Origin of the sequence: Cryobacterium sp. TMT3-29-2 (genome assembly GCF_004564305.1) — a bacterium.
Classification (GTDB): domain Bacteria; phylum Actinomycetota; class Actinomycetes; order Actinomycetales; family Microbacteriaceae; genus Cryobacterium; species Cryobacterium sinapicolor.
Map to the genome: position 1 here is coordinate 21,199 of NZ_SOGK01000073.1, position 25,661 is coordinate 46,859.

Annotated in this window: 24 protein-coding genes and 1 pseudogene; 3 read left to right on the forward strand and 22 right to left on the reverse strand. The window is 67.7% G+C overall.

Going from position 1 to position 25,661, the window contains the following annotated elements; all coding sequences use genetic code 11:
• Positions 1–137: 137 nt before the first annotated feature.
• The 13 genes and pseudogenes from E3O67_RS17440 to E3O67_RS09010 all read right to left on the reverse strand — a co-directional run.
• Positions 138–719, reverse strand: a pseudogene (locus E3O67_RS17440) (aldehyde dehydrogenase family protein); the annotation flags it as partial.
• Positions 720–800: 81 nt separating this feature from the next.
• A complete protein-coding gene (locus E3O67_RS08955) occupies positions 801–1,772 on the reverse strand; it encodes a GAF domain-containing protein (protein ID WP_135102490.1) in 972 nt (323 codons plus the stop codon).
• An 83-nt stretch (positions 1,773–1,855) separates the two neighbouring features.
• Complete coding sequence (gene aroB / locus E3O67_RS08960) at positions 1,856–3,031, reverse strand: 3-dehydroquinate synthase (protein WP_135102492.1); 1,176 nt, start codon at positions 3,029–3,031, stop codon at positions 1,856–1,858.
• A complete protein-coding gene (locus E3O67_RS08965; protein WP_174776815.1) occupies positions 3,028–3,543 on the reverse strand; it encodes a shikimate kinase in 516 nt (171 codons plus the stop codon). The genes aroB and E3O67_RS08965 overlap by 4 nt, the downstream gene beginning before the upstream one ends.
• Before the next feature lie 18 nt (positions 3,544–3,561).
• Positions 3,562–4,767 (reverse strand): chorismate synthase, encoded by a 1,206-nt coding sequence (aroC, locus tag E3O67_RS08970; protein ID WP_135102493.1) that lies wholly within the window; start codon positions 4,765–4,767, stop codon positions 3,562–3,564.
• Between the two features lie 5 nt (positions 4,768–4,772).
• The gene (locus E3O67_RS08975; protein ID WP_135102494.1) at positions 4,773–5,648 is read right to left on the reverse strand and encodes a shikimate dehydrogenase; all 876 of its coding nucleotides are present in this window, start codon (positions 5,646–5,648) and stop codon (positions 4,773–4,775) included.
• Positions 5,649–5,696: 48 nt separating this feature from the next.
• Positions 5,697–6,962, reverse strand: coding sequence for an endolytic transglycosylase MltG (mltG, locus tag E3O67_RS08980; RefSeq protein WP_241982086.1), 1,266 nt, complete (start codon positions 6,960–6,962; stop codon positions 5,697–5,699).
• Positions 6,959–7,483: a Holliday junction resolvase RuvX gene (gene ruvX, locus E3O67_RS08985; RefSeq protein WP_174776816.1), complete on the reverse strand. Its 525-nt coding sequence runs from the start codon at positions 7,481–7,483 to the stop codon at positions 6,959–6,961. Before ruvX ends, mltG begins: the two co-directional genes overlap by 4 nt.
• A 3-nt stretch (positions 7,484–7,486) precedes the next feature.
• Positions 7,487–10,141 carry an alanine--tRNA ligase gene (gene alaS, locus E3O67_RS08990; protein WP_135102496.1) on the reverse strand — a complete coding sequence of 885 codons (2,655 nt, stop codon included), beginning with the start codon at positions 10,139–10,141 and terminating at the stop codon, positions 7,487–7,489.
• A 41-nt stretch (positions 10,142–10,182) separates the two neighbouring features.
• Positions 10,183–10,413 (reverse strand): hypothetical protein, encoded by a 231-nt coding sequence (locus E3O67_RS08995; RefSeq protein ID WP_135102498.1) that lies wholly within the window; start codon positions 10,411–10,413, stop codon positions 10,183–10,185.
• Between the two features lie 134 nt (positions 10,414–10,547).
• Positions 10,548–10,922: a DUF948 domain-containing protein gene (locus tag E3O67_RS09000; RefSeq protein ID WP_135102499.1), complete on the reverse strand. Its 375-nt coding sequence runs from the start codon at positions 10,920–10,922 to the stop codon at positions 10,548–10,550.
• Between the two features lie 133 nt (positions 10,923–11,055).
• On the reverse strand, positions 11,056–11,685 hold the full coding sequence (gene rpsD / locus E3O67_RS09005) for a 30S ribosomal protein S4 (RefSeq protein ID WP_104100497.1): 630 nt from the start codon (positions 11,683–11,685) through the stop codon (positions 11,056–11,058).
• 215 nt (positions 11,686–11,900) lie between these two features.
• Positions 11,901–13,241: a replication-associated recombination protein A gene (locus tag E3O67_RS09010; RefSeq protein ID WP_134431035.1), complete on the reverse strand. Its 1,341-nt coding sequence runs from the start codon at positions 13,239–13,241 to the stop codon at positions 11,901–11,903.
• A gap of 175 nt (positions 13,242–13,416) precedes the next feature.
• On the opposite strand from E3O67_RS09010, the gene E3O67_RS09015 reads away from it, so the two are divergent.
• The 3 genes from E3O67_RS09015 (at position 13,417) to E3O67_RS09025 (ending at position 16,207) form a co-directional block, all read left to right on the forward strand.
• Positions 13,417–14,217 carry a peptidylprolyl isomerase gene (locus tag E3O67_RS09015; RefSeq protein ID WP_134431032.1) on the forward strand — a complete coding sequence of 267 codons (801 nt, stop codon included), beginning with the start codon at positions 13,417–13,419 and terminating at the stop codon, positions 14,215–14,217.
• An 89-nt stretch (positions 14,218–14,306) separates the two neighbouring features.
• The gene (locus E3O67_RS09020) at positions 14,307–15,539 is read left to right on the forward strand and encodes a DUF349 domain-containing protein (protein WP_134431029.1); all 1,233 of its coding nucleotides are present in this window, start codon (positions 14,307–14,309) and stop codon (positions 15,537–15,539) included.
• A gap of 89 nt (positions 15,540–15,628) precedes the next feature.
• Positions 15,629–16,207, forward strand: a complete 579-nt coding sequence (locus tag E3O67_RS09025; RefSeq protein WP_134431026.1) for a hypothetical protein — start codon at positions 15,629–15,631, stop codon at positions 16,205–16,207.
• 10 nt (positions 16,208–16,217) lie between these two features.
• On the opposite strand, the gene E3O67_RS09030 is transcribed toward E3O67_RS09025, so the two are convergent.
• The 9 genes from E3O67_RS09030 to E3O67_RS09070 all read right to left on the reverse strand — a co-directional run bounded on the left by E3O67_RS09030 (position 16,218) and on the right by E3O67_RS09070 (position 25,659).
• Positions 16,218–18,491, reverse strand: coding sequence for a bifunctional (p)ppGpp synthetase/guanosine-3',5'-bis(diphosphate) 3'-pyrophosphohydrolase (locus E3O67_RS09030; protein WP_134431023.1), 2,274 nt, complete (start codon positions 18,489–18,491; stop codon positions 16,218–16,220).
• Positions 18,492–18,607: 116 nt separating this feature from the next.
• A complete protein-coding gene (secF, locus tag E3O67_RS09035) occupies positions 18,608–19,621 on the reverse strand; it encodes a protein translocase subunit SecF (RefSeq protein WP_135102500.1) in 1,014 nt (337 codons plus the stop codon).
• A complete protein-coding gene (gene secD / locus E3O67_RS09040; RefSeq protein ID WP_135102502.1) occupies positions 19,621–21,357 on the reverse strand; it encodes a protein translocase subunit SecD in 1,737 nt (578 codons plus the stop codon). Before secD ends, secF begins: the two co-directional genes overlap by 1 nt.
• Before the next feature lie 67 nt (positions 21,358–21,424).
• Positions 21,425–21,790, reverse strand: a complete 366-nt coding sequence (gene yajC, locus E3O67_RS09045) for a preprotein translocase subunit YajC (protein WP_241979297.1) — start codon at positions 21,788–21,790, stop codon at positions 21,425–21,427.
• A gap of 120 nt (positions 21,791–21,910) precedes the next feature.
• Entirely contained in the window at positions 21,911–22,978 is a 1,068-nt protein-coding gene (gene ruvB, locus E3O67_RS09050; RefSeq protein ID WP_135102504.1) for a Holliday junction branch migration DNA helicase RuvB, read from the reverse strand.
• Positions 22,975–23,598: a Holliday junction branch migration protein RuvA gene (gene ruvA, locus E3O67_RS09055; RefSeq protein ID WP_134431008.1), complete on the reverse strand. Its 624-nt coding sequence runs from the start codon at positions 23,596–23,598 to the stop codon at positions 22,975–22,977. The genes ruvB and ruvA overlap by 4 nt, the downstream gene beginning before the upstream one ends.
• Positions 23,595–24,197: a crossover junction endodeoxyribonuclease RuvC gene (ruvC, locus tag E3O67_RS09060; protein ID WP_134431005.1), complete on the reverse strand. Its 603-nt coding sequence runs from the start codon at positions 24,195–24,197 to the stop codon at positions 23,595–23,597. The genes ruvA and ruvC overlap by 4 nt, the downstream gene beginning before the upstream one ends.
• Before the next feature lie 6 nt (positions 24,198–24,203).
• The gene (locus tag E3O67_RS09065; RefSeq protein WP_134431002.1) at positions 24,204–24,968 is read right to left on the reverse strand and encodes a YebC/PmpR family DNA-binding transcriptional regulator; all 765 of its coding nucleotides are present in this window, start codon (positions 24,966–24,968) and stop codon (positions 24,204–24,206) included.
• A gap of 148 nt (positions 24,969–25,116) precedes the next feature.
• Entirely contained in the window at positions 25,117–25,659 is a 543-nt protein-coding gene (locus tag E3O67_RS09070) for a DUF1697 domain-containing protein (RefSeq protein WP_135102505.1), read from the reverse strand.
• Positions 25,660–25,661 lie beyond the last annotated feature (2 nt).

Genomic DNA, 25,661 nt, shown 5'->3' on the forward strand with positions numbered 1-25,661 from the left:
TGCGACCCAGACTGGCCGTGCGGGCATCCGTTGCGGCCGCCGTGCACAGGGCGGTGTCCGGGAGGGATCGGTGGAGGAGAGGCTACTCGAACGACTCCATCAGTCGGGAGCGCAGCAGGAATCGCACGCCGCGGGGCGCTCTGTTCGGCCGGCTTCAGAACGATCGCGTTGCCGGCGGCCAGGGCCGGGGCCAGCTTCCAGACGGCCATCAGCAGCGGGAAGTTCCACGGGATGATCTGCCCGACGACGCCGAGCGGTTCGTGGAACTGGTAGGAGACCATGTCCCCGCCCAGTTCGGCGTGGTCGCCGTCCTGGGCCCGGATCGCGGAGGCGAAATAGCGGAAGTGGTCGGAGCAGAGTGGGATGTCCGCGTTCAGCGTTTCGCGGACCGGCTTGCCGTTCTCCCAGGTCTCGGCGACGCTGAGCAGTTCGAGGTTCGCGTCGATGATGTCGGCGATCGAGTTGAGCACGGCGGCGCGTTCGGTCGATGACGTCTTCCCCCACGCCGGTGCGGCCCGGTGCGCGGCATCGAGTGCCAGTTCGATGTCCTCCGCGGTGCCGCGGGCCACCTCGGCGAACGGCTTTCCGTTGACGGGCGAGATGTCCTCGAAGTACTGGCCCTTGACGGGCTTGACCCACTCGCCGCCGATCCAGTTCTCGTAGCGGGGCTTGAAGGTCACTAGGTCGCCCGGTGTTCCGGGGTTGGAATAGACGGTCATGATGTCTCCTCGTCGACGACGTTGTCGGGTGGAACCGCGGGACGCGGACCTGGCCTTGAGCCTAAGAAGGAGAATGTTGCTTCAACGTTGCGGGAAATTGCGGGCACCGGTCGCGGAGCCGTCGGGCTGCAGCTCGGCCGTCGACCGCGTTGGCCTGGTCGGTGAGCAGCAGCGACAAACGGTCGGCGGAGAGCCCGCCCGGTTCCACGCCAGCAGGGCGAGGATCTCGGCGTGCCGGGGGCTGATCTCGACCGGGCCGTCGGCGTAGTCGAGCTGGCCGTGGTCTCGGCCGAGCACCTCCAACCGGGCCGGCGACGACCGCACCAAAGTGGTCTGCGGCGCCGATCCGAAGAATCGGGCCACCGTGGGCGGAGTAGAGGCGGCGCTCAGCCGCTGGATGCGCAGCTCCGCCTCCAGGAGGGCCGCGACGGCCGCCTCCACGAGCGGGAGGGTCTGCGGGGCCACGGCCTCGTCGCCGCCGGTGATGTCGATGACGCCGAGGATGGAGCCGGAATGCGGGTCGTGGATGGGCACGGCCGTGCAGCTCCACGGATGTGCCAGCTGGTTGAAATGCTCGGCTCGCTGAATCTGGATTCCGTGGTCGAGGGCCAGTGCCGTGCCTGGCGCGCTCGTGCCGACCCGACGCTCGGACCAGTCCGACCCCTCGACGAACAGCATCCCCTCCGCCTTGCTCCGCACGCTTCGGTCACCGTCGATCCAGAGCAGGCGGCCGAACTCGTCACCGATGGCCACGATCAGGCCGGAGTGGAAGGCATGCCGGATGAGCAGGTTATGCACCACGGGGAGCACGGCGGCCAGCGGATGCCGGTCGCGCAACTCGCGCAACTCGTCGGAGCTGAGTTCGTGTTCCGGGGCGAGCCGGAGCGGATCGAGGCTGAGAGAGAGCGACCGTTGCCAGGACTCCTGCACCAGTTTGCGCACGCCCGGACCGATGAAGCGTTCCGTGACGGCGGCCTCGTGGGCAGCCGCCAGGTTCGCGAAGGAGCCACTCCCGGTATCACCGGCCGACCGGACGATCCACGGACTCGTCATGAAACCTCCGAACAGCTCTGGTCAGGGGCGACCGGGTGCCCGGCCTGGGGATCAGCCTAAGCCCCCCGCTGCGGCGCGATCGGTTAGGAGCCGATCTCCTGATAGGCGGCGAAAAGCAACGACGAGTCCGGTCCTTCGAGCACCGTCGGCTTACCGATATCGTCGAGCACGATGAACCGCAGCATGCCGCTGCGGGTCTTCTTGTCGCGCTGCATCGTGGCGAGCAGGGTGCTCCAGCGGCCGACCGGATAGGTGGTCGGCAGGGTAAGCGATTCGAGGATGCTGCGGTGCCGGTCGACGGCCTCATCCGAGAGCCGGCCGCTCAGCCGGGCGACCTCGGCCGCGAACATCATGCCGACGGCGACGGCGGCCCCGTGGCGCCAGCCGTAGCGTTCGGCGTGCTCGACCGCGTGGCCGAGGGTGTGCCCGTAGTTCAGGATCTCGCGCAGGCCGGACTCCTTGAAGTCCTCCCCGACGACCCGGGCCTTCATCCCGATCGCGAGTTCGAGCACGCGCCGGAACTGCGGGGTGTGCGGGTCGGTGACGGCCGCGACATCCGCTTCGACGATGTCGAGGATCTCGGGCAGCTGGATGAAGCCCGCCTTCACGATCTCGGCGAAGCCGGCCAGGATCTCGTTACGCGGCAGGTCGTCGAGCACGTCCAGGTCGCAGATGACGGCGGCGGGCGCGTAGAAGGTTCCGACGAGGTTCTTGCCCTCGGCGGTATTGATGCCGTTCTTGCCGCCGACGGCCGCGTCCACCATGCCGAGCACGCTGGTCGGGATCTGCACGAGTCGCACCCCGCGGAGCCAGGTTGCTGCGACGAAGCCCGCCAGGTCGGTGACGGCGCCGCCGCCGAAGCCGATCACGGCATCCGTGCGGCTGAAGTCGGCCTGGCCCATGACCTGCCAGCAGAACGCGGCCACCTCGACGCGCTTCGCGGCCTCGGCGTCGGGCACCTCGGCGATCAGCACCTCGAATCTGCCCAGCAGGCTTTCACGCAGGGCGACGGCGCGGGCCCCCAGGTGGGACGTGTGCACGATGAGCACCTTCGCCACCGTCGGGCCGAGCTGTTCGACGACGTCGTCGACGAGGCCGCGCCCGATCAGCACGGGGTAGCTGTCGACGCCCGCGACCGTGATCACGGTGGTGCTGGGCTCAGTGGTGGTGGGCTCGGTGGTGGCGGGCTCGGTGGTAGTGGGCTTCGTGGCGGGCTCAATGGTGGGCTCGGTGGAATCAGGCACAGGTGCTCCGGTCATGATCTTTTCTTGGTCCATTTCACGACGTCATCAGCGATGGCGTCCAGGGGACGGTGCGAGGTGTCGAAACGGATGCCGGCCAGCGACTCATAGATCGGGCGCCGCTCCGCGTAGATGCGCTTCCAGTCGGCGATACCGCCCTTCAGCAGCGGCCGTTTGGCTCCGCCGATGCGTGCCCCGACGGCGCGAGCGGACACGCTCAGGTACACCACGGAGCATTCCGCGAGGTCGGCCTGGGTCTCCCCGTCGAGCACGGCTCCCCCGCCGAGCGAGACCACGGCCTGCTCGGTGAGGGCGAGGGCCACGGCCTGGCGTTCGAGCGCCCGGAAGTGCTCCTCGCCGTGCTGCTCGAAGATGTCCGTGATCGGCCCGTGCAGGTCGACGATGCGGTGGTCGGTGTCGATGAACGGCACGTCGAGGGCCTTCGCCACACGTCGGCCGATCTTGGTCTTGCCGGCGGCCATGGGACCGATGAAGACGAGCGGCAGGATCGGATGCGTCGGTGCGGCCATCAGAGGTCTTCGGCGGCTTTAGAGGGAGGCGTCGCTGGACGCGCCCGTCCGGAGGTTCGCCGGCATGTCGGCCAGGTAGGAGTCCAGGTTGCGGCGCGTCTCTGCGATCCCGTCGCCGCCGAACTTCTCGAGGACCGAGTTCGCGAGCACCAGGGCGACCATGGCCTCGGCGACCACGCCGGCGGCCGGCACAGCACAGACGTCCGACCGCTGGTGGTGCGCGGGGGCGGCCTCACTGGTGGCCACGTCGACCGTGCGGAGGGCACGCGGGATGGTGGAGATGGGCTTCATCCCGGCGCGCACGCGCAGGACGGTACCGGTGCTCATGCCGCCTTCGGTGCCGCCGGCCCGGTCACTGACCCGCTGGATTCGGCCGTCGGCCTGCACGAGCTCGTCGTGCGCCTGGGAGCCGCGCCGGGTGGTGGTGAGGAAACCGTCGCCGACCTCGACGCCCTTGATGGCCTGGATGCCCATCAGGGCGGCCGCCAGCTGTGAATCGAGGCGGCGGTCCCAGTGCACGAACGAACCCAGTCCCGGGGGAAGGTTGTAGGCCAGCACCTCGACGACGCCGCCGAGAGTGTCGCCTTCCTTGTGAGCCAGGTCGACCTCGGCCACCATCAGGGCGGAGGTGGCGGCGTCGAAGCAGCGCAGCGGGTCGGCGTCGAGGGCGTCGACGTCGCCGGGCTCGGGAAGCCGAGCGTCGTCGGGCACCCGGACCGGCCCGATCGACAGGGTGTGGCTGACCAGGGTGATGCCGAGCTCGGCCAGGAACGACCGGGCGACGGCGCCGAGAGCGACGCGGGCCGCAGTTTCGCGGGCGCTGGCGCGCTCCAGAACCGGCCGGGCCTCGTCGAAGCCGTACTTCTGCATGCCGACCAGGTCGGCGTGTCCGGGACGCGGACGGGTCAGCGGTGCGCCGCGGCCCCGCACCGAGGTGGTTTCCACCGGTTCGGGGCTCATCACCTCGGCCCACTTGGGCCATTCGGTGTTTCCGATCCGCAGGGCGACTGGACCACCCATGGTGAGGCCGTGGCGCACGCCGCCGGAGATGTTCAGTTCGTCCTGTTCGAACTTCTGTCGCGCGCCTCGGCCGTAACCGAGTTTGCGGCGCGCGAGATCGAGGCGGATCGCATCTAGAGTGACCGGGATTCCAGCGGGCAGACCCTCGACAATGGCGATGAGTTCGGGGCCGTGGGACTCTCCGGCAGTGAGCCAACGAAGCATGACCACTATCCTGTCACAGCCCGTCGGGTCAGGGCACCGCGCATGGCGTCCAGCACCCTGTCCTCGTCCGGCAGGGGCTCGAACGGGTCTCCCGAGACGAAGATCCGCACCTGGATCAGGGCCTGGTGCAGCAGCATCCCCTCGCCGGACACCGCGGTGCCGCCCGCCGACGACCAGGACCGGGCGAGGGCGCTGGGCCAGGGGGAATAGCTCACGTCGAAGAGGAGCGCCCGGCGGCGCAGACCGGCCGGGAACTCGGCGCCCGGGTCGCTGCCCCCGGGCAGGGTGCTGATAACCAGTTCGCAAACGCGCGCCGGGTCGGGCAGGTCGCTCAGCGGGTAGACCGTGACGACCACCCCGATGCTCCGGCCGAGTTCGACCAAATCGGCCGCCTTCGCCGGGGTGCGCACGAGCACGTCGACCAGCTCCGCACCGAGTTCGGCCGCGGCGACCAGGGCCGATGCCGCGGTGGCGCCGGCGCCGAGCAGGCTCACGTGCGGCGCGCGCCGCACCCCGGCGTCGGCGAGGGCGCGAACCAGGCCGGTGACATCCGTGTTGAACCCCTGCAACGTGCGCCGGCCGTCGGCCTCGCCGATTAGCACCGTGTTGACGGAGCCGGTCTGGGCGGCGACCCGGTCGATGCCGTCGAGCTGCGCTTGGATCTCGTGTTTGAGGGGCATCGTGAGGGAGAGGCCGAGCCAGTCGGAGTCCAGGGAGGCGAGGAAGTCCGGCAGTCCGCCGGCCGGAACCCGCACGGCGTCGTACCGCCAGTCGAGGCCGAGCACCTGATAGGCCGCGCGGTGCAGGGCCGGTGAGAGGGAGTGCTCGATGGGCGCACCCAGCACCGCGAGGTGCCGAGTGGATGCTCCGGGTTCAGTCATGTGTCGGGTCCCAGTCCTCTTCGGGGCTTTCGGCGGTACTCGGTGCACTCAGCCGTATTCGGGGTGTTCGGCCATCCAGGCCAGCCATTTGTCGACCGCGGCGTCGTGCTCCTCGATCGTGGTCGAGAAGATAGTCTCACCCGTGTCGAGGTTCCAGGACACGAAGTACAACCAGCTGCCGTCGGCCGCGTTCACTGCGGCGTCGATCGCGACGTCGCCGGGGTTCGAAATCGGTCCCGCGGGGAGCCCGGGGTGCACGTAGGTGTTGTAGGGGTTCCCGGCGTCGGCGCGCTCGGCATCCGTCGTCTTCACCCGATCCGTCGCCCCGGTGCCGTAGGCCACGGTCGCGTCTGACTGCATGAGTCCACTCGGCCACTGCGCCGGGTCGAGCCGGTTGAGGAAGACGCGGGAAACCCGGTAGAAGTCCTCCGTGAGCCCCGCCTCACGCTGGATCAAGGCCGCGAGAACGATGGTCTTCCAGCGGTTCTCGGGTGCGACGCCGGCCGCGTCAAGCGCCTCGAACTGGCGGTCGACGAGCGTGCGGATGGCCTCGGTCGCCGTGGTCTCCGGCGGGAACGTGTAAGTGGCCGGGAACAGGAACCCTTCGAGGGTGGTGGCCGCGCTCGGCAGACCGAAGGGCCCGACGTCGGCGGCCGCGGCCTCGAGATCGGCCAGGGAGATGCTGGTGCCCTCGCTGATCAGCTGGAGCACCGACACGGTCGTGGTCCCCTCGGGAATCACCACGGTCTGTTCGAGCTTGCTGTCCGGGTCGAGCAGGGCGTCGAGGGCGGCGCGGGCGCTCATCTGGCTCGCCAGGCGGTAGGCGCCGGGCTGGAACACCGGTTCCGGGGCCTCCGCGCGGAGCAGCTCGTAGAACGCGTCGTAACTCTTCACCACGTCCTGGGCGACCAGGGAGTTCGCGATGTCCTGACCCGTTTCGCCGTCGTGGATCATCACGACGACCTCGTCGTCTCCGGAGCCGTCGTAGTCCGCCGGTCCCTGGACCATGGCGATCACCGTGCCGATCGGTTCCTGGAGAAGGAAGGCGGCGGCGCCGGCCAGGCCCACCATCACCAGGAGGACGATCAGGCAGCCCCAGACCCTCCGACGGCTTCGCTTCCTCTTCCGCGGCGCCGGTGCGGAGTCCAGCAGAGCGCGACGACTCGACCGGGTGCCGTCTTCTCTTGACTCGCGGATGGCCCGGCGCGAGCCCAGCGAGTCGCTGGAGCCCAGCGGGACGTTCGGGACGTTCGGGACGCTCGGGTCGCTCGGGTCGCTCGGAGGTCCACTGCCATCGGCGGGAGAGGGTGTCATCGTGTCGGCTGCCCTTCATTCGGTGCGGCAGCTGGGGAGATCGCGGCTGAACGCGGTTCGGGCACGGGATCGACGGCGGTGCCGGCGGGTGTGCCGAGGGCGCGTTCGGTGTCGAGGGCGTGCTGCAGGATGATGACCGCGGCGACTTGATCGACCACGGGTTTCTGGGTTTTGGCCTTCCGCCCCGCGGCGCGCAGAACCGATTGCGCCGCCACGGTGGACAGGCGCTCGTCGACCAGGCGCACCGGCACGCTCAGGGACCGGGCCAGGACCTCGGCAAAACCGACGGCATCGTCCGTTGACGCGGTTCTGTTTCCGGAGAGGGCGAGCGGCAGCCCGACCACGACCTCGACGGCGTCGAGGTCGGCCACCACGGCCTCGATCCGGGCCACGTCAGAGCTGCCCGTGTGGTCGCGGCTCACGGTCTCGACCGGGGTCGCCAGCATGCCATGGGAATCGCTGCGGGCCAGCCCGATCCGGGCTTTACCGACGTCGACTCCGACCCGCACACCGTGACGCATGGATCAGCCTGCTACGGCGGATCGTACGGCGGCGAGGGCATCCGGAATGGCAGCAGTGTCGGTGCCGCCGCCCTGAGCGAGGTCGTCCTTGCCGCCGCCGCCGCCGCCGAGGATGCCGGCCATCTGCTTCGCCAGGGCGCCGGCCCGATGGCCGGCCTCCCGGGACGCGGGGTTGGTGGCCACGATGACGACGGGCTTGTCGGCGACAACAGCAGCGAGGGCCACGACCGCCGGCGTGCTGCCGAGCTGGGTTCGGGTGGCCGTGACCAGCATCCGCAGTTCGTCGGCGGAGTGGAGCGTTCCGATGTGCTCGGCCACGACGCTGACGGACCCTGCCAGCGCGGCCGACGCGACGAGGGCCGGTACCTTGTCGGAGAGGGCCCGAGCCTCGAACGCCGCGATCTTCTTCTCGGCGGCCTTGAGGTTCTGCACCAGCTCGTTGATCCGCTCCGGCAGCTGCTCCCGGGGCGTCTTCAGGTTCGCGGTCAACTGGGAGACGAGAGCCCGCTCGGCGGCCAGGTCGCGGAAGGCCTCGAGGCCGACCAGCGATTCCACGCGGCGGTTGGTGGAACCGACCGAACCCTCGCTGACGAGGTTGATCATGCCGATCTCGGCGCTGGAGGTGACGTGGGTTCCAGCACACAGCTCGCGCGACCAAGGGCCGCCGATGTCGACGACGCGCACACGGTCGCCGTACTTCTCACTGAACAGCGCCATCGCGCCCAGCGCCTTCGCCTCGGCCAGCGGCAGCTCACGGGTGAGCACGGGCAGGTTGTCACGGATGGCGTTGTTGGAGATCTCTTCGATCTCGCTGCGGGTCGCCGGGGACAGCGCCTGGTTCCAGGAGAAGTCGAGGCGGAAGAAGCCGGCCTTGTTATACGAACCGGACTGGTGGGCGTTCGGGCCGAGCACCTGGCGCAGGGCTGCGTGCAGCACGTGGGTGCCGGAGTGAGCCTGCCGGGCGCCGCGGCGCCAGTCGGGGTCGACGACGCTGGTCGCAGCCTCCCCGACGCCGACCTCGCCGGAGCGAACCTGTACCTTGTGGCTGATCAGTCCCTTGACGGGCTTCTGCACGTCGAGCACCTCGAGCTCGTAGCCGATGCCCACGATCAGGCCGGCGTCCGCCTCCTGGCCGCCGGATTCCGCGTAGAGGGCCGTCTCGGCCAGGATGACCTCGGCGATCTCGCCGGAAACGGCGCGGTCCACGGAGAATCCGTCGACGATGATCCCCAGCACGCTGGATTCGGTGCGGAGGGCGTCGTAGCCCGTGAAGACGGTCTCCCCGACGGCCCGGAAGGCGCTGTAGACCGACAGGTCGGCGAGGTGCGTCTTCTTGGCTTTGGCGTCGGCCTTGGCCATCGCCCGCTGCTTGGCCATGAGGGTGTCGAAGGCCTCGCGGTTGACGCTGAGCCCGGCCTCCTCGGCCATCTCGAGGGTGATTTCGATCGGGAAACCGTAGGTGTCGTGCAGGAGGAACGCGGTGTCGCCCGGTAGGACGGCCCGGTCCGCCTTCTTGGTCTTCGCGACGGCCAGGTCCAGCACGGCGCTGCCGCTGGCGAGTGTGCGCAGGAACGTCTCCTCTTCGGCGTAGGCGGCCTGGCTGATCCGGGAGTAGTCGGTCTTGACCTCGGGGTATGCGCCGGCCATGGCATCGCGCGAGGCCGGGAACAATTCGGGGAAGGTCGCGGCGTCGACGCCGAGGAGGCGCATGGCGCGCACGCTGCGGCGCATCAGGCGGCGCAGGATGTACCCGCGACCCTCGTTGGACGGCATCACTCCGTCGCTCATCAGCATCAGGGACGACCGCACGTGGTCGGCGACGATGCGCATCCGCACGTCGTCGTCATTGTCAGCCCCGTAGCGGCGGCCGGACAGTTCAGCGGCCCGGTCGAGTACCGGGCGGACCTGGTCGATCTCGTACATGTTCTGCACGCCCTGCTTGAGGAACGCGACGCGCTCGAGGCCCATGCCGGTGTCGATGTTCTTCTTCGGCAGATCGCCGAGGATGACGAAGTCGTTCTTGCTGGTGCCCTCGCCGCGGAGGTACTGCATGAAGACGAGGTTCCAGATTTCGACGTAGCGGTCGTCGTCGGTGGCCGGGCCGCCGTCGACGCCGTAGGCCGGGCCGCGGTCGAAGAAGATTTCGGAGCAGGGGCCGGCGGGCCCGGGCTGGCCGGTCGACCAGTAGTTGGTGTCCATGCCGAGGCGCTGGATGCGGTGCTCGGGCAGGCCGAGGGCGCGCCAGTAGCGGCAAGCCTCGTCGTCGTCCTCGTAGACGGTGACCCAGAGATCCTTCTCGGCGAAACCGTAGCCGCCATCGGCCTCGGCGCCGGTCAGCAGCTCCCAGGCGTAGCCGATCGCCTGTTCCTTGAAGTAGTCGCCGAACGAGAAGTTGCCGTTCATCTGGAAGAAGGTGCCGTGACGCGGCGTCTTGCCGACTTCTTCGATGTCGTTGGTGCGGATGCACTTCTGCACGCTCGTGGCCCGCGGGTACGGCGCCGGAACGAGGCCGGTCAGATAGGGGACGAACGGAACCATCCCGGCCACCGTGAAGAGAAGTGTGGGGTCGTCGCTGACCAACGAGGCGGAGGGGACGACGGTGTGACCGCGATCGGCGAAGAAGTCGAGCCAGCGCCCGCGAATTTCAGCAGTCTGCATTAGTTCCGTAGTTCGTTGTAGCGGAAAAGATGGGATGTCACTTACTTGGCGAGGTTGTCGATCGCGCCTTCGGTGTCCGACGCGATGTCGCCGATGGCGTCCCGCAGCTCGGCCTCGCGCTTGCGATAGCCGTCCGAGATGGCCTCGCCGAATTCCCGCGCCTTGGTGTCGAGGTCGGCGAAGAATTGCTTGCCCTGACGCGTCTTGCCGCCTTCACGGGCAATCAGGAGCCCCGTAGTCACGCCGACGACAAACCAGATGAAACTCTTCATGACAATGCTCCCTGAATATGTGTGGAGACCCAGATAGGTGCTGAAACGATGGTGCTCCCGGCGGTTCGAGTGCCTCGAACGACCGCCTGACCGGCGAATCCCAGACGGGGCCGGCTCCCTCCCAGAGTACCCGACTACCTGAGGCGCCGACGGGTGCCGCCCGGGTGGGCACCCCCGAGGGCTGCTCGCACCCCCGCGGAGAAGCCGGCGAGCTTGACCAGCGGTCCGCCGACGGTGGCCGCGACGAGGGCGACCAGCGCGGAGACGTTGCCCGTGACATCCGCCACGTTCGAGGTGATGGTGTCGACCCGGGCCAGCTGGGCGTTGGTCTCCTGGATGGTCTTGGTGGATTCTTCGAGCAGCGGCGTGGCGCTGTGGGTCAGGTCACGGATGGCCAGGGTCGTCTCGTCGAAGACCCGGCCGAGTTTGAACAGCGGCACGGCCAGGAACCCGACCAGCCCCAGGAAGGCAGCCGCAAACACGAGCCCGACGATATCTCCACCCGACATTGACCAACCATCCATTCCAGATTCGGCATTCACGAGCAGGTGCGCCTACGCAAAGAGCGGACCACCCCACGGGTGATCCGCTCTCCAGCGTAGTTCAGTTGCAGCGCCTGCCGGCGGTGCGGGTGGACCGAGTTTAGCGGGCCGCGTAGTACTCGACGACGAGCTGGACTTCACACGTCACGGGGATTTCGATGCGCTTCGGGCGGCGCACGAGGCGGGCCTGCAGCTTGTCGATCTCGACCTCGAGGTACGCGGGGAGCTTGGGCAGAACGTCGACGTGACCGCCGGCTGCTGCAACCTGGAACGGCTCCATGGCTTCGCTCTTGGGCTTGACGTGGATGAGCTGACCCGGCTTCACGCGGAAGGAGGGTCGGTCGACCAATTGGCCATCGATCAGGATGTGACGGTGCACGATCATCTGACGGGCCTGAGCGGTGGTGCGGGCGATGGCGGAGCGGACGAGAAGAGCGTCGAGACGGGTCTCGAGGATCTCGACGAGGTTTTCACCGGTCAGTCCCTGGGCGCGGCGAGCTTCCTCGAACGCGATCTTGAGCTGAGCTTCGCGGATGCCGTACTGGGCGCGTAAGCGCTGCTTTTCGCGGAGACGGACGGCGTAGTCGGAGTCGGTCTTGCGCTTGGTGCGACCGTGCTCGCCCGGTGCGTACGGACGCTTCTCGAGGTAGCGAGCGGCCTTCGGGGTCAGGGCGATGCCCAGGGCCCGCGAGAGGCGGGTCTTACTGCGGGTACGTGACTTGGTAGACACGGTGTCCTTTCGATGGAACTGCAAACAAGGGGAAACCAGGGCGCGGGCCGGCGAGTCTGACCGCACAGGCACGGCGTCATGGGAGTTCAGAGGGGTGGTGCCACGGGACGCCCGGCTACAGAGCGAAACCCATCCAGACTGAAATCGGACGCAGCCGCATGCCGATTCCAGTTGTAGGCACAGTTCAGGCTAGCACAGCGTCACGCTCGGGCCGCCTACCGGGCACGGATGATCTTCCGCAGCTTGGCGAGGCGGGCCGACACCTCGCGCTCGTGCCCATGCTCGGTCGGCTCGTAGTAGCGCACCTCGGTGAGCTCGTCCGGCGGGTACTGCTGGGCGAGCACGCCGAGGGCGTCGTCGTGGGGGTACTTGTAGCCCTTGCCGTGGCCGAGGCGTTTGGCGCCCGGATAGTGGGCATCCCGCAAGGGTTTGGGTACCCGGCCGGTCTTGCCGCTGCGCACATCGGCGATGGCCGCATCCAAGGCCAGATAGGCGGCATTGGACTTGGGTGCGGTCGCGAGATGCACGACGGCCTGCGCGAGCGGGATACGCCCCTCGGGCATGCCGATGTACTGCACGGCGTCCGCTGCCGCGATGGCGATCAGCAGTGCCTGCGGGTCGGCCATGCCGATGTCCTCCGAGGCCAGCACGATGATGCGGCGGCAGATGAACCGGGGATCTTCGCCGGCCTCGATCATGCGCGCGAGATAGTGCAGGGACGCGTCGACGTCCGAACCGCGCACCGATTTGATGAAGGCGCTGATGACGTCGTAGTGCTCATCGCCGTTGCGGTCGTAGCGCAGCAGCGCACGGTCCACGGCGAGGGCGACGATCTCGGTCGTGATGACCGGCTTGGCGGCAGACTCCGCGTCGACGGAGGACGCCGCGGCCACCGAACCGGCTTCCAGGGCAGTCAGCGCCCGCCGGGCGTCACCCGACGCGAGACGGATGATCGCGGCCCGGGCCTCGGCGTCGAGCACGAATCGGTCGGCCAGGCCGCGGGGGTCGACGACGGCCCGGTCGACGACGATGCCGAGATCGTCGTCGCTCAGCGTCTCGAGGGTCAGCAACAGGGAACGCGACAGCAGCGGCGAGATGACGGAGAACGAGGGGTTCTCGGTGGTGGCGGCCACGAGGATGATGACCCCGTTCTCCACCCCGGGGAGGAGGGCGTCCTGCTGGGCCTTGCTGAACCGGTGGATCTCGTCGAGGAACAGCACGGTGGAGAGTCCGTAGAGGTCCCGGCTCGTGCGTGCCTCCTCCATCACCTGGCGCACATCCCGCACGCCGGCCGACACGGCGGACAGTTCGACGAACCGTCGCCCCGAGCTGCGCGCGATGGCCTGAGCCAGGGTGGTCTTACCGGTTCCGGGCGGGCCCCACAGGATGACGGAGACTGCGCCCTGCTCCCCCGTCTTGTCACTGGCCAGGCTGACCAGCGGGGAGCCGGGTGTGAGCAGGTGCTTCTGGCCGGCGACCTCCTCGAGGCTCGTCGGGCGCATCCGCACGGCAAGGGGTGTGGCGCCGCTGCGCAGTCCCGGTTGTGAATCCACCATGGAACCAGCGTAGTTTGTGCCGGTGACCGGGCCGATCCTGAATCCGGCGCTGCTCGGAGCGGATGTTTGTCTGCCCTCCCCGGGTTGCGTAGAGTTCAACGTGGTTCAGGCGCTAGACGCCGGATCCGTCACTGCTCGATCGGGCCTCTTCCGGAGGCAGCCTGGAGGCTACGTCGTGGTACCGAACAAGAAGCAAGAACGTGAGGCCCGGGAGGGTCGGGTGCGAGTGCGCGCCTTCCAGGCTCGGCGCGCGGTGAATGCGCAGCAGGTGACACGGCGCCGCCGGGACAACCTCATCGCCGGCGTCGGTGTGGTCGCGGTTGTGGCCCTGGCCGTCGGCGCCCAGGTTCTGTTCTTCGCCGAGGGCCCCGGCGACACGGCTCCCTCCGCCGCCGCCTCCGACTCCCCCAGCGCGTCCGCCGCACCGGCGGATGACGGGAACACCGGCGACGTGCCGTCCAGCACCCTGGCGGAGGACCGCGCCTGGACAGGCACCCTCGCCCTCAACGACATCCCCCTCGAGATCGAGCTGGACGGAGCCCTCGCCCCTCAGGCGGTGTCCTCAACCATCGACCTGATCAACACCGGTTTCTACCAGGACGTGACCTGTCACCGGCTCACCGACGGCGGTTTCTTCGTACTGCAGTGCGGTGACCCGGACGGAACGGGGTCAGGTGGCCCCGGCTACAGCTATGGTCCGATCGAGAACGCCCCCGAGGGCGACGTGTACCCGGCCGGCACCCTGGCCATGGCCCGACAGGGCGGAAACGCCTACAGTATGGGCAGCCAGTTCTTCATCGTCTACGAGGACACGACCATCCCCGCGGACGCGGTGGGCGGCTACACGGTCCTCGGCCGGGTGACCGATGGACTGGACGATATCAAGGCCAAGATCACGGATGCCGGCGTTGCCGACGGCTCTTCGGACGGCACCCCGCAGGTTCCGACCAGCATCACTCAGGTATCAGTTCAGTAGAACAGACAAACAGCGCGCGGGCTTGCAATAGGCTTGACCGGGTATTGGCTCACTTGTGAGCACACAACGACATCAATAAGGTGAGGCTCTTGACTACGACAGATCAGCAACCATGGGGTCGCGTAGACGAAACCGGCACGGTTTACGTGCGCGAAGCAACAGGCGAACGCGCCGTCGGACAGTACCCCGACGCGACGCCGGAAGAGGCACTTGCCTACTTCGAACGTAAATACGTTGAGCTCAACGGCCAGGTCACGCTTCTCGAGCAGCGCGCCAAGGGTGGCGCACCTGCCGCCGACATCGCGAAATCCGTCAAGCACCTGACGGAGACCGTGGCGAACGCGAACGCGGTCGGCAACCTGGCAGCGCTGGCCGCTCGCCTGGGTGCCCTCGGCGGCGCAGTGACGGAGCTCACCGAACAGCAGGGTGCCGACGCGAAGGCCGCAGCGACCGCCGCCGTCGCCGAGCGTGCCGCGATCGTCGCCGAGGCCGAGGCTCTCGCCGCCGAAGACCCGGCCAAGACGCAGTGGAAGCAGACCAGCGCCGCACTCGAAGCGTTGTTCGCGAAGTGGCAGGCCCACCAGCACGACGCCCCGCGTATCCCCAAGGGTGAGGCGAACGACCTGTGGAAGCGGTTCCGTGCGGCCCGAACCACGATCGAGCAGAACCGCAAGGCGTTCTTCGCCGAGCTGGACAGCGCCCACAAGGACGTTCGCAACCGCAAGCAGCACCTGATCGAGCAGGCCGAGGCCCTCGCACCTAAGGGCGCCGATGGTATCCCGGCCTACCGCAACCTCCTCGACGAGTGGAAGCTCGCGGGCCGCAGCGGAAAGAAGCAGGACGACGCGATGTGGGCCAAGTTCAAAGCGGCCGGCGACGTGCTCTACTCGGTCAAGTCTGAAATCGACGCGCACGACGACGAGGAGTTCGCAGGCAACCTGACTCTGAAGCTCGAGCTCCTCACCGAGGCCGAACTTCTGCTGACGGAGACGGACCGGGCCAAGGCGCGCGCCGCGCTGAGTTCCATCCAGCGCCGGTGGGACGACATCGGCAAGGTGCCGCGCGACTCGGTCAAGTCCGTCGAGGACCGCATGCGCAAGGTCGAGGCTGCCGTGCGCAAGCTCGACGACGACCACTGGAAGCGCAACAACCCGGAGACCAAGGCGCGCGCCGAGGGTCTGGCCGGCCAGCTGCACGATGCCATTGCCAAGCTTGAGGCCGAGCTGGCCGTCGCGCAGGCTGGTGGGGACGCAGCGGCGATCACGGAAGCCACGGAGGCTCTCGAGACCCGCAAGGCGTGGCTGAAGGCCATCGGCCAGTAAAGCGCCGTCCACAGCACGACGAACGGGGATCTGTCCACAGATCCCCGTTTTTCGTGGGGCGGGTGCGCACCGGGTCGCACGCTTGGTCGATGAACTCACGCCTTCCTGCAGTGCTCTCGGCCCGCGACCTGCCGCTCGCGGAACTGTGCGGGGCCCGTCTTGACGGGGAACTCTTCCCGCTGGGCGACTTCTGGTGCCCGGTTGACGTAGTCGACGACCCGGCCGGGCGCGCCCGTGCCGTCGGCTTGCTGATCAGGTCGTCGCGGGCCATCGCGGAACGACTGACCGCTGCCTGGATCTACGGTTTGGCCCCGGAGCCCCGCCGTCACCACTTCTGCGTGCAGACGTCCGCCCGGATGAAGCTGGTGCCCTCACCCCGGCTGCAGATCCGAGAGGTCCGCGCTCCCGCGGACCAGTTGCAGACCATCTCCGACCTCCGGGTCACACTCCCCCTGCGCACTGCCATCGACCTCGCCCGCTGCCCCGGGGAGACCGCCGACGACGCCCGGGTTCCGCTCATCGCCGCCCTGCTGCGGCTGGCCGGGTGCACCAGCGTCGAGCCCGCCCAGCGCCTGTGCCTGGCCCCGAACCAGCCGTTCAAGGCTAAGACCCTCACCCGCCTGCGGGAGGTGCAACGGTACCTCGATGAGCATCCGTGCCCGGACTGAAGCCTCCCGCTCAGCCCTCGTTGACGCGGTACACGTCATAGACGGCGTCGATGCGGCGCACGGCGTTGAGCACGCGGTCCAGGTGGGTGGTGTCGCCCATTTCGAAGACGAAACGGCTGATCGCGAGTCGATCGCTGGAGGTATGCACGGTCGCCGAGAGGATGTTGACGTGATGCTCGGACAGGACCCGGGTGACGTCGGAGAGCAGCCCGGAGCGGTCGAGCGCCTCGATCTGGATCTGTACCAGGAAGAGGCTCTTGGAGGTCGGCGCCCAGTCGACGTCGATCATGCGCTCAGGTTCCTTGAGCAGGGACTGCACGTTGCGACAGGATGCCTGGTGCACCGAAACCCCGGCGCCGCGCGTGATGAACCCCACTACCTTGTCGCCCGGAACGGGCGTGCAGCAGCGGGCCAGTTTCACCAGGATGTCGGGGGCGCCGCGCACAAGGATACCCGAATCGCTGTTGCGGAGCGTCTGGGTGCGGCCGTGTGGAGCGAACGGCAGATCCGTGGCGTCGCTTTCCTCGACGCTCTGCAGGGTGGCGACGACCTTCTCCAGCACCGACTGGGTCGACACATGCCCCTCGCCGACGGCCGCGTACAGGGCGGAGACGTCCTCGTACTTCATCACCGCGGCAACCTCGGCGAACGAGTCCTGGTTCATCAGCTTCTGCAGCGGCAGGTTCTGCTTGCGCATGGCACGCGCGATGGCGTCCCGACCCTGCTCAATCGCCTCGTCGCGGCGCTCCTTGGTGAACCACTGTCGGATCTTGTTGCGGGCACGCGGGCTCTTGACGAAGTTCAGCCAGTCCTTGCTGGGCCCAGAGTCGGGATTCTTGGAGGTGAAGACCTCGACGACGTCTCCGGTGACGAGCGGGCTTTCCAGGGGGACAAGACGTCCGTTGACTTTGGCGCCCATGGTGCGATGGCCAACCTCGGTGTGCACGGCATAGGCGAAGTCGACGGGGGTGGCGTCGGCCGGCAGGCCGATGACCCGGCCCTTGGGGGTGAAGACGTAGACCTCTTTGGCGCCGATCTCATAGCGCAACGAGTCGAGGAACTCCCCCGGATCGGCCGTTTCGGCCTGCCAGTCGGAGATGTGGGCGAGCCAGGCCATGTCGGTGTCGCTCTGCGGGCCGGGCCCGGAACTCTTGCCGTTGACCTGTTCCTTGTACTTCCAGTGCGAGGCCACGCCGAATTCGGCGCGCTGGTGCATCTCCTGGGTTCGGATCTGGATTTCCACGGCGCGGCCGCTCGGACCGAGGACCGTGGTGTGCAGGGACTGGTACAGATTGAATTTGGGAGTGGCGATGTAGTCCTTGAACCGGCCGGGCAGGGGCGTCCAGCGGGCATGGATAGCGCCGAGGACCGCGTAGCAGTCCCGCACCGAGTTGACGAGCACCCGGATGCCGACGAGATCGTAGATGTCGTCGAACTCCCGGCCGCGCACGACCATCTTCTGGTAGATCGAGTAGTACTGCTTGGGCCGGCCGGCGACCTTGCCTCGGATGCGGGCGGCCTTCAGATCGTCGACGATCGAGTCAATGACGTGCTGGACGAACTCTTCGCGCTGCGGGGTGCGCTGCTTGACGAGGCTGTCGATCTCGGCGTACAGCTTGGGGTACAGCACCGCGAAGGAGAGGTCTTCGAGTTCCCACTTGATTGTCTGGATGCCGAGCCGATGTGCCAGTGGCGCGTAGATCTCCAGGGTCTCGGTGGCCTTCCGCACCGCGGACTCGGCGGGAACGAAGCCCCAGGTGCGCGCGTTGTGAAGCCGGTCGGCGAGCTTGATGATCAGTACCCGGATGTCCTTGGACATGGCCACGATCATCTTGCGCACGGTCTCGGCCTGGGTGCTGTCGCCGTACTTGACCTTGTCCAGCTTGGTGACGCCGTCGACCAGCATGGTGATCTCGTCGCCGTAGTCGGTCCGCAGTTGGTCGAGCGTGTACTCGGTGTCTTCCACGGTGTCGTGCAGCAGGGCAGCCGAGACGGTTTTGGGTCCGATGCCCAGGTCGGCCAGGATCTGCGCGACCGCGACCGGATGCGTGATGTAGGGCTCCCCGCTGCGGCGGAACTGACCTTCGTGCGCCTGCTCCGCGGTGACGTAGGCCCGTTCGATGATCGACAGATCCACCTTGGGATGGTGCATCCGCACGGTCTTCAGAAGCGTGTCGACCGCGCCGACGGGCTGGGCCCGGGAGAAGATCCGTGGCACCAGGCGTCGGAGGGAAGCCGGCGGCAGCGGTGTCGGGGAGGCAGGAGGAGTTGTCAGTTCGGTCATCTGGCCACCTCCATCCATTTGATCAATTATCACCGCTCCCGAGCCGAATCGGATACCACTTCCGGCTCGGGTGCGGGCCGCCCTGCCCGTGCCTATCTGCCGTCCAGGCCGTGCACCTAGGCGCGGACTTCCTCCGCCACCCTGGGAGCGGGTCCGGCCTTGGCCCGCAGGGCGAGAACCTTCTGGTCGGACTTCCGCACAGCCGGCTCCGCGGAGCGGATCTGGGCGTACAGGGGGGACGCGATGAAGATTGTCGAGTAGGCGCCGGCGATGATGCCGATCAGGAGTGCCAGCGAGATGTCCCGCAGGGTGCCGGCACCGAGCACAAGGGTTCCGATGAAGAGGATCGACGCGACCGGCAGCACGGCGACGACCGAAGTGTTGATCGAGCGCACCAGGGTTTGGTTCACGGCCAGGTTCACCGACTCGGCGAACGTGCGCGTCTCCGCGCCGGGCTCCGAGGTGTTCTCCCGAATCTTGTCGAAAACCACGACCGTGTCGTAAAGCGAGTAGCCGAGGATCGTGAGGAATCCGATCACGGCTGCGGGGGTGATCTCGAATCCGGTGATTCCGTAGATCCCGGCGGTGATGACGAGGTCGTGCATCAGCGCGGTCATGGCCGCGAGAGACATCTTCCAGGTGCGGAAGTACAGGGCCATGCCGATGGCGGCGAGCACGAGGAAGATGACGAGTCCGCGCAGAGCCTGACCGGTGATGTCCTGGCCCCAGACCGGGCCGATGAAGGATGCGGTGACCTGTTCGACCGGCACGGCGTAGGCATCGGCCAGGGCGGCGCGAATCTCTCGGGTCTCGTCGCTGGTGAGCTGGTCGGTCTGCACGCGGATACCGGTGGTGCTGACGCTGGACACCTTCGGAACCGCCAGGGGCACGACCTCGGTCACGGCGTCGGCGGCCACTGCCTGATCCTGTTCGGCGACCTGGGAGACCACGAACTCGGAGCCACCCGTGAACTCGATGCCGAAGACGAAGCCGCCGCGCAGCTGAGGAACCACGATGGCCACGAAGAGCGCCACCACGGCGACCAAGTACCAGGTCTTGCGGCGCCCGACGATGTCGAATGAGCGCTTTCCGGTGTGCAGGTCGTTGCCGAACTGGGAGAAGCTGGCCATTAGGAATCCTTCCCGTCGGTCGATCGATCCGCTGTGGAACCGACGAGTTCTGACGCCTTGCGCTCAGCGATGGTCTGACGCTTGGCCGCCTCACGGCTGGCCGAGGACAGTTTGGCGGACGGGAGGTCATCCGAGGGGCGGAATTTTGCCCGGCCGCGGTAGGTGGCACCCAGCGCCCGCGGGTCGAGGCCGCTGAGCCTGTGGCCGTCGCTGAAGAACTTCGTGCGCGCCAGTAGTTGGAGCATCGGGTGAGTGAACAGCATCACCACGAGCACGTCGACGAGCGTGGTCAGCCCGAGGGTGAGGGCGAAGCCCTTCACGTTGCCGACGGCGACTATGAACAGGACGCCGGCCGCCAGGATGTTGACCGCGTCGGAGGCGAGGATGGTGCGCAGGGCGCGTTTCCAGCCTGCTTCGACCGATGATTCGAGACCGCGCCCGTCCCGGAGTTCGTCGCGCACCCGCTCGAAGTAGACGATGAAGGAGTCCGCGGTGATACCGATCGCGACGATAAGACCCGCGACACCGGCGAGCGAGAGCCGGTAGCCCTCACGCCAGGAGAGGATCGTGATCAGCAGGTAGGTGATGATCGCGGCAACCGAGAGGGACGCGACCGTGACGAGGCCGAGCAGCCGGTACTGGATCAGGGAGTAGAGCACGACCAGGACGAGTCCGATCAGACCGGCGATCAGACCGCCGGTGAGTTGACTGGACCCGAGCGTCGCCGAGATGGTGTCCTGGCTCTGCACGGCGAAGCTGAGTGGTAGGGCGCCGAACTTGAGCTGGTCGGCGAGGGCTTTCGACGAGTCCTGGTCGAAGTCACCGCTGATCTGTGCGTTGCCGTCCGTGATGGCCGCCAGGGTGCGCGGGGCGGAGATCACGTTGCCGTCGAGCACGATCGCGAACTGGTTCTGCGCTCCGGTGAGGGCGTTCAGCCGTGTGCTGACGTCGGCGAAGGCCTTGGTGCCGGTGCCGTCGAAGGTGATGTTGACAACCCATTCGCCGGTTGTGGCCCCGCTCTGCGTGGTCTGCTGGCCGTTGGTCGCATCGGAGACGTTCTCGCCGCTGACCTCGACCGGGCCGAGGATGTATTTGATGGAGCCGTCGGCTTCACAGGTGACGAGTGGCTCACCGGCCGGAGCCACATTGGTGGTGTCGATCCGGCTGCAGTCGAAGGCCTCGTACTGTGCCTGGAGAGCGGGGGTGATCCAGTTCAGGTCGCTCCCGTCGGTGGGCACCGCCGTCGGGGTGCTCTCCAGGTTCGGGTCGACCGCGGGGGTCGGGGCCGGGGTCGTGACCCCGTCCTCTCCCACGATGTCTTCACCGACGCTGGCCGCGGACGGGGCGCCTGCCACCAGAACCGGACGGAACTCGAGCTTCGCCGAGGACTCAATCCGGTTGATCGTCTCGTCGTCCGGCACACCGGGGATGGACACGACGATGTTCTGGCCGCCCTGCGTGTTGATCTCCGCCTCAGAGACGCCCGCCGAGTCGATGCGCTGCCGGATGATCTTGACGGCCTCGTTGAGCTGCTCTGAGGACACGGACTGCCCCGACTCGAGCTTCGGCGCGAGAATGATCTGCGTGCCGCCCTCGAGGTCCAGGGCCAGCTTGGGCGTCCAGGATCCACTGCCGGTGAGAACGCCGGCCGTGTTGAGCGCGATCAGGCCGACGATGATCACCCCCAGCCATGTGAGGGAACGCCAGGCCTTTTTGGCCGGAGACGACTTTGCCACCAGAGAACTCAGCTTTCTATGCTCATGCTCATGCCCGCGCCGGGGCGCGGGCATGGAGAGGGATTGGTTACGCGTCGCCCTTTTTGGGCTCGTCGTCGGAGTCGGCGACGCGCTGGCCGAAGTCGGGCTCGCCCATAACGGTGGCGTTGCCCTGGTTCAGCTCGGCGACGCCCTCTTCTGCGGGCTCGGCCACGATCGGCTCGACGACGCGCGCGATGGTCTGACGGTGCAGCTGCACGACGGTACCGGGCGCAATCTCGAGGGCGACCTTATTGGCCTCCTCATCGATCGCGAGAATGGTGCCGTACATACCGAAGTTGGTCATGACCTCAGCGCCGACGACCATCTGGGCCTGCAGGGCGGCGAGGTCCTTCTGGCGCTTGCGGCTGTTGCGGAACATGAAGAACACGAGCGCCGCGAGAACGGCGAGCATGACAAGAGTCAACGGATCCATAAAACTGTGTGACCTTCCGGTTGCGGCACGTAGCCGAAGTCTGTGCGGGCCGGCTCCTCAGAGAACCGGCACGAATGGTTCCAAGCGAACCAACTCGAATTATAGATCATCCAGCATAAGAGGGACGGGCGGCCCGCCTGCCAGAGGCGCGGCGAGGCCGAAATGCCGCCACGCTTCCGTGGTCGCCACTCGGCCGCGCGGAGTGCGCATCAGGAACCCGATCCGCACCAGGAACGGCTCCACGACGGCCTCGATGGTCTCGGATTCCTCCCCCACGGACACCGCGAGAGTGTTGAGGCCCACGGGCCCTCCCCCAAAACGGGTCAGGATGATGCGCATCACCTCTCGGTCGAGCCGGTCGAGCCCGATGGCGTCGACGTCGTAGAGCTCCAGTGCGGCGTGCACCGCTGCCACATCGGCGTCTCCGCCGTGCACCAGCGCGTAGTCCCGCACCCGTCGGAGCAGTCGGTTGGCGATTCGGGGTGTGCCACGGCACCGCCCGGCGATCTCGGCGATGGCCTCCGTGTCGATCACCAGGCCGAGTAGTTTGGCCGCCCGACCGAGCACCTGCTCGAGTTCATGGTCGGCGTAGAACTCCAGGTGGGCGGTGAAGCCGAACCGGTCGCGCAGCGGGTTGGGCAGCAGCCCGGACCGGGTCGTGGCGCCGACAAGGGTGAACGGTGCCAACTCGAGCGGAACCGAGGTGGCGCCGGCGCCCTTGCCAACCATGATGTCGATGCGGAAGTCCTCCATCGCCAGGTAGAGCATCTCCTCGGCGGAACGGGCCATCCGATGGATCTCGTCGATGAACAGCACCTCGCCGGGCACCAGCGAGGACAGCACGGCGGCCAGGTCGCCGGCGTGCTGGATGGCGGGGCCGCTGGACATCCGCAGCGGACGGTTGCCCTCGTAGGCGATGATCATGGCCAGAGTGGTCTTGCCGAGTCCGGGCGGGCCGGCCAGCAGGATGTGGTCGGGGGTGCGGCTCTGCATGGTGGCCGCGGTGAGGAGCAGCTGCAGCTGCCCTCGCACCTTCTGCTGGCCGACGAACTCGCCCAGGCTACGCGGGCGGAGGGCTCCCTCGAAGGCCAGCTCGGCGTCGCCTTCGAGTTCCGGCCTGGTCAGTTCCACGCCGGGGTCACCGGCCAGGCCCTGCCCGCCGCTCATGAGCGGCGCTCCGATGCCTGCTGGGCCGGGCCGAGTCTGGTGAGCACGAGGCGGAGGAGCGCTGCGACGCCGACCTGTTCGGGTTCGAGGGTTTCGGCAAGGGTCTCGTCCACGACCTGGGCGGCCACCTTCTCCGACCAGCCCAGCCCGATCAGGGCGGCCTGCACGTTAGCGGACGCACTGGTGGGTGCCGGGCGGGCGGATGCCGCCGCTGTGGTCGTCACGAACACCTTACCGGCCAGGGAGAGCACGATGAGTTTGGCCGTTTTCGGCCCGATGCCGCTGACCTTGCGGAAGGCGCCGTCGTCTTCGGCCGAGACGGCCTGGGCGATCTGGCCGGGGCTGAGCACCGCGAGCACGCCAAGGGCCGATTTCGGACCGACCCCGGTGACGCCGACCAGAAGCTCGAAGACCTCGAGTTCGTCGGCGGATGGGAAGCCGTAGAGGGTGAGCGAGTCCTCGCGCACGATGAGGGTGGTCGAAAGGCGGGCCTCCGTGCCGACGCGCAGGGAGAGGGCCGTGGCCGGGGTGACCTGAACGGCCAGTCCGACTCCCCCGACCTCGATCACGGCCGCGGGACCCACGGCAGACAGGACAAGGCCACGAACGGAAGAAATCACCGCTTCAGACTACGGGGCACCGGCGACACTGCGCTGCGCTCGGCGGCGCGCCATGCCTTCTGAGCCGGGGTCAGAGTGCCGGGCACCACGTCGACGCTGGTCGGCAGGGTGCCGCCAGCCGCCCCGGTGCGCCAGGCGTGGCAGATCGCGATGGCCAGCGCGTCCGCGGCATCCGCGGGCTTGGGCACCTCGGCCAGGCCCAACACCCGCGCGACCATGGTGCCGACCTGAGCCTTGTCGGCAGACCCGTAGCCGGTTATGGCGGCCTTGACCTCGCTCGGGGTGTGCAGGGTGACCGTCAACCCTCGCTGGGCGGCGAGGAGAAGCGCGACGCCGCTGATTTGGGCGGTCCCCATCACGGTTCTGACGTTGTTCTGGGCGAATACCCGCTCGATCGCGACGACGGCCGGCTTGTGCCGGTCGAGCAGGTCCTCCAGGCCCCGACTGATCAGCAGGAGCCTCTGCTCGAGCGGCAGATCGGGCGAGCTGCGCAGCACGGTCACATCGACCAGGGTCGCGGAGCGGTTGCCGGCGACGTCGACGATGCCGACACCGCAGCGGGTCAGCCCGGGATCAATGCCCAGAACCCGGACCGACACGGCGCGCTACTCGGCTTCGGCCTGAAGCTCCGCGATGACCTCGGGCGACACATCGTAGTTGCTGTAGATGTTCTGCACGTCGTCCAGTTCTTCGAGTGCGTCGATCAGCCGGAACACCTTGCGGGCGGTCTCGGCGTCGACCTCGACCTTGAGTTGAGGCACGAACGCGATGTCGGCCGAGTCGTAGTCGATCCCGGCTGTCTGCAGGGCGGAGCGGGTCGCCACGAGATCGTGGGCTTCGCTGAAGACCTCGAACTTCTCGCCGTCGTCGACGACCTCTTCGGCACCCGCGTCGAGCACGGCGAGGAGCACGTCGTCTTCGGTGAGGGCGGCGCTCTTCGGCACGACGACGATGCCCTTGCGGTGGAAGTTGTAGGCCACGCTGCCCGGATCGGCCATGTTGCCACCGTTGCGGGACATCGTCGTGCGCACCTCGGCAGCTGCGCGGTTCTTATTGTCGGTCAGACACTCGATCATGACGGCGACACCGTGCGCGGCGTAGCCCTCGTACATGATGGTCGTGTAGTCGACGACTTCGCCGGACAGGCCGGCGCCGCGCTTGACGGCCCGGTCGATGTTGTCGTTGGGCACAGAGGTCTTCTTGGCCTTCTGGATCGCGTCGACCAGGGTCGGGTTGCCCGACAGGTCGGCGCCACCCATGCGGGCCGCGACTTCGATGTTCTTGATCAACTTGGCGAAGGCCTTGGCCCGACGCGAGTCGGTGACCGCCTTCTGGTGCTTCGTTGTCGCCCACTTGGAATGTCCGGACATGAGTCTCCCGTTGTCTTTGGCTGTCGTGACGTGGCTGTCGATTGGCGCCGGGGTGCTTGCTGCCACTGGTCGCTGCACTGTTGTGCCACTGGTCGCTGCACCTTGAGGTGCGCCTCATTCTAACCCGCGATGCCTGATGGGACGGGTTTCACGCGCCCGGAGCCGATGCGATGAGCTTGTTCAGGGTGCGCAGATTGCGCGTGGTCGTGGTCGACCGGTAGCGGGCCTTCCCGCTCAACTTGCTGAACGGGCTGTTGATGCCGATGCTTCGTCGCACCTGCCAATAGAGCACGCCCACTCCGGGCAGCACCTGCTCCGTTTCCGGATCCGGTTCCCCCGCCGCGTCGATGAGTTCGTCGAGCGGGGACTGATTTGATCCGAACACGACGTACGGATGCCAGCCGTTCCGCTCCGCATCGAACGGGAACGCCCTCACTACGCTGTCGAGGGTGGCGACGCCAAGGAGCACGATCCAGGCCTGGTAGCCGAAGGTGTCGGAGAGCGCACGTTCGATGTCGGCCTTGAGTGCCGCGGCATCCGTTTCGCCCGAGGTGAAGAGCACGTTGCCGCTGGCCAGGACGGTGCGGACATCCGTGCAGCCGAGTGCGCGGAACACATCCTGCAGGTCCGTCATGGCGATCGTGATGCCGTTGACGTTGATTCCGCGCAGGAGCGCCACCCAGCCAGCCATGA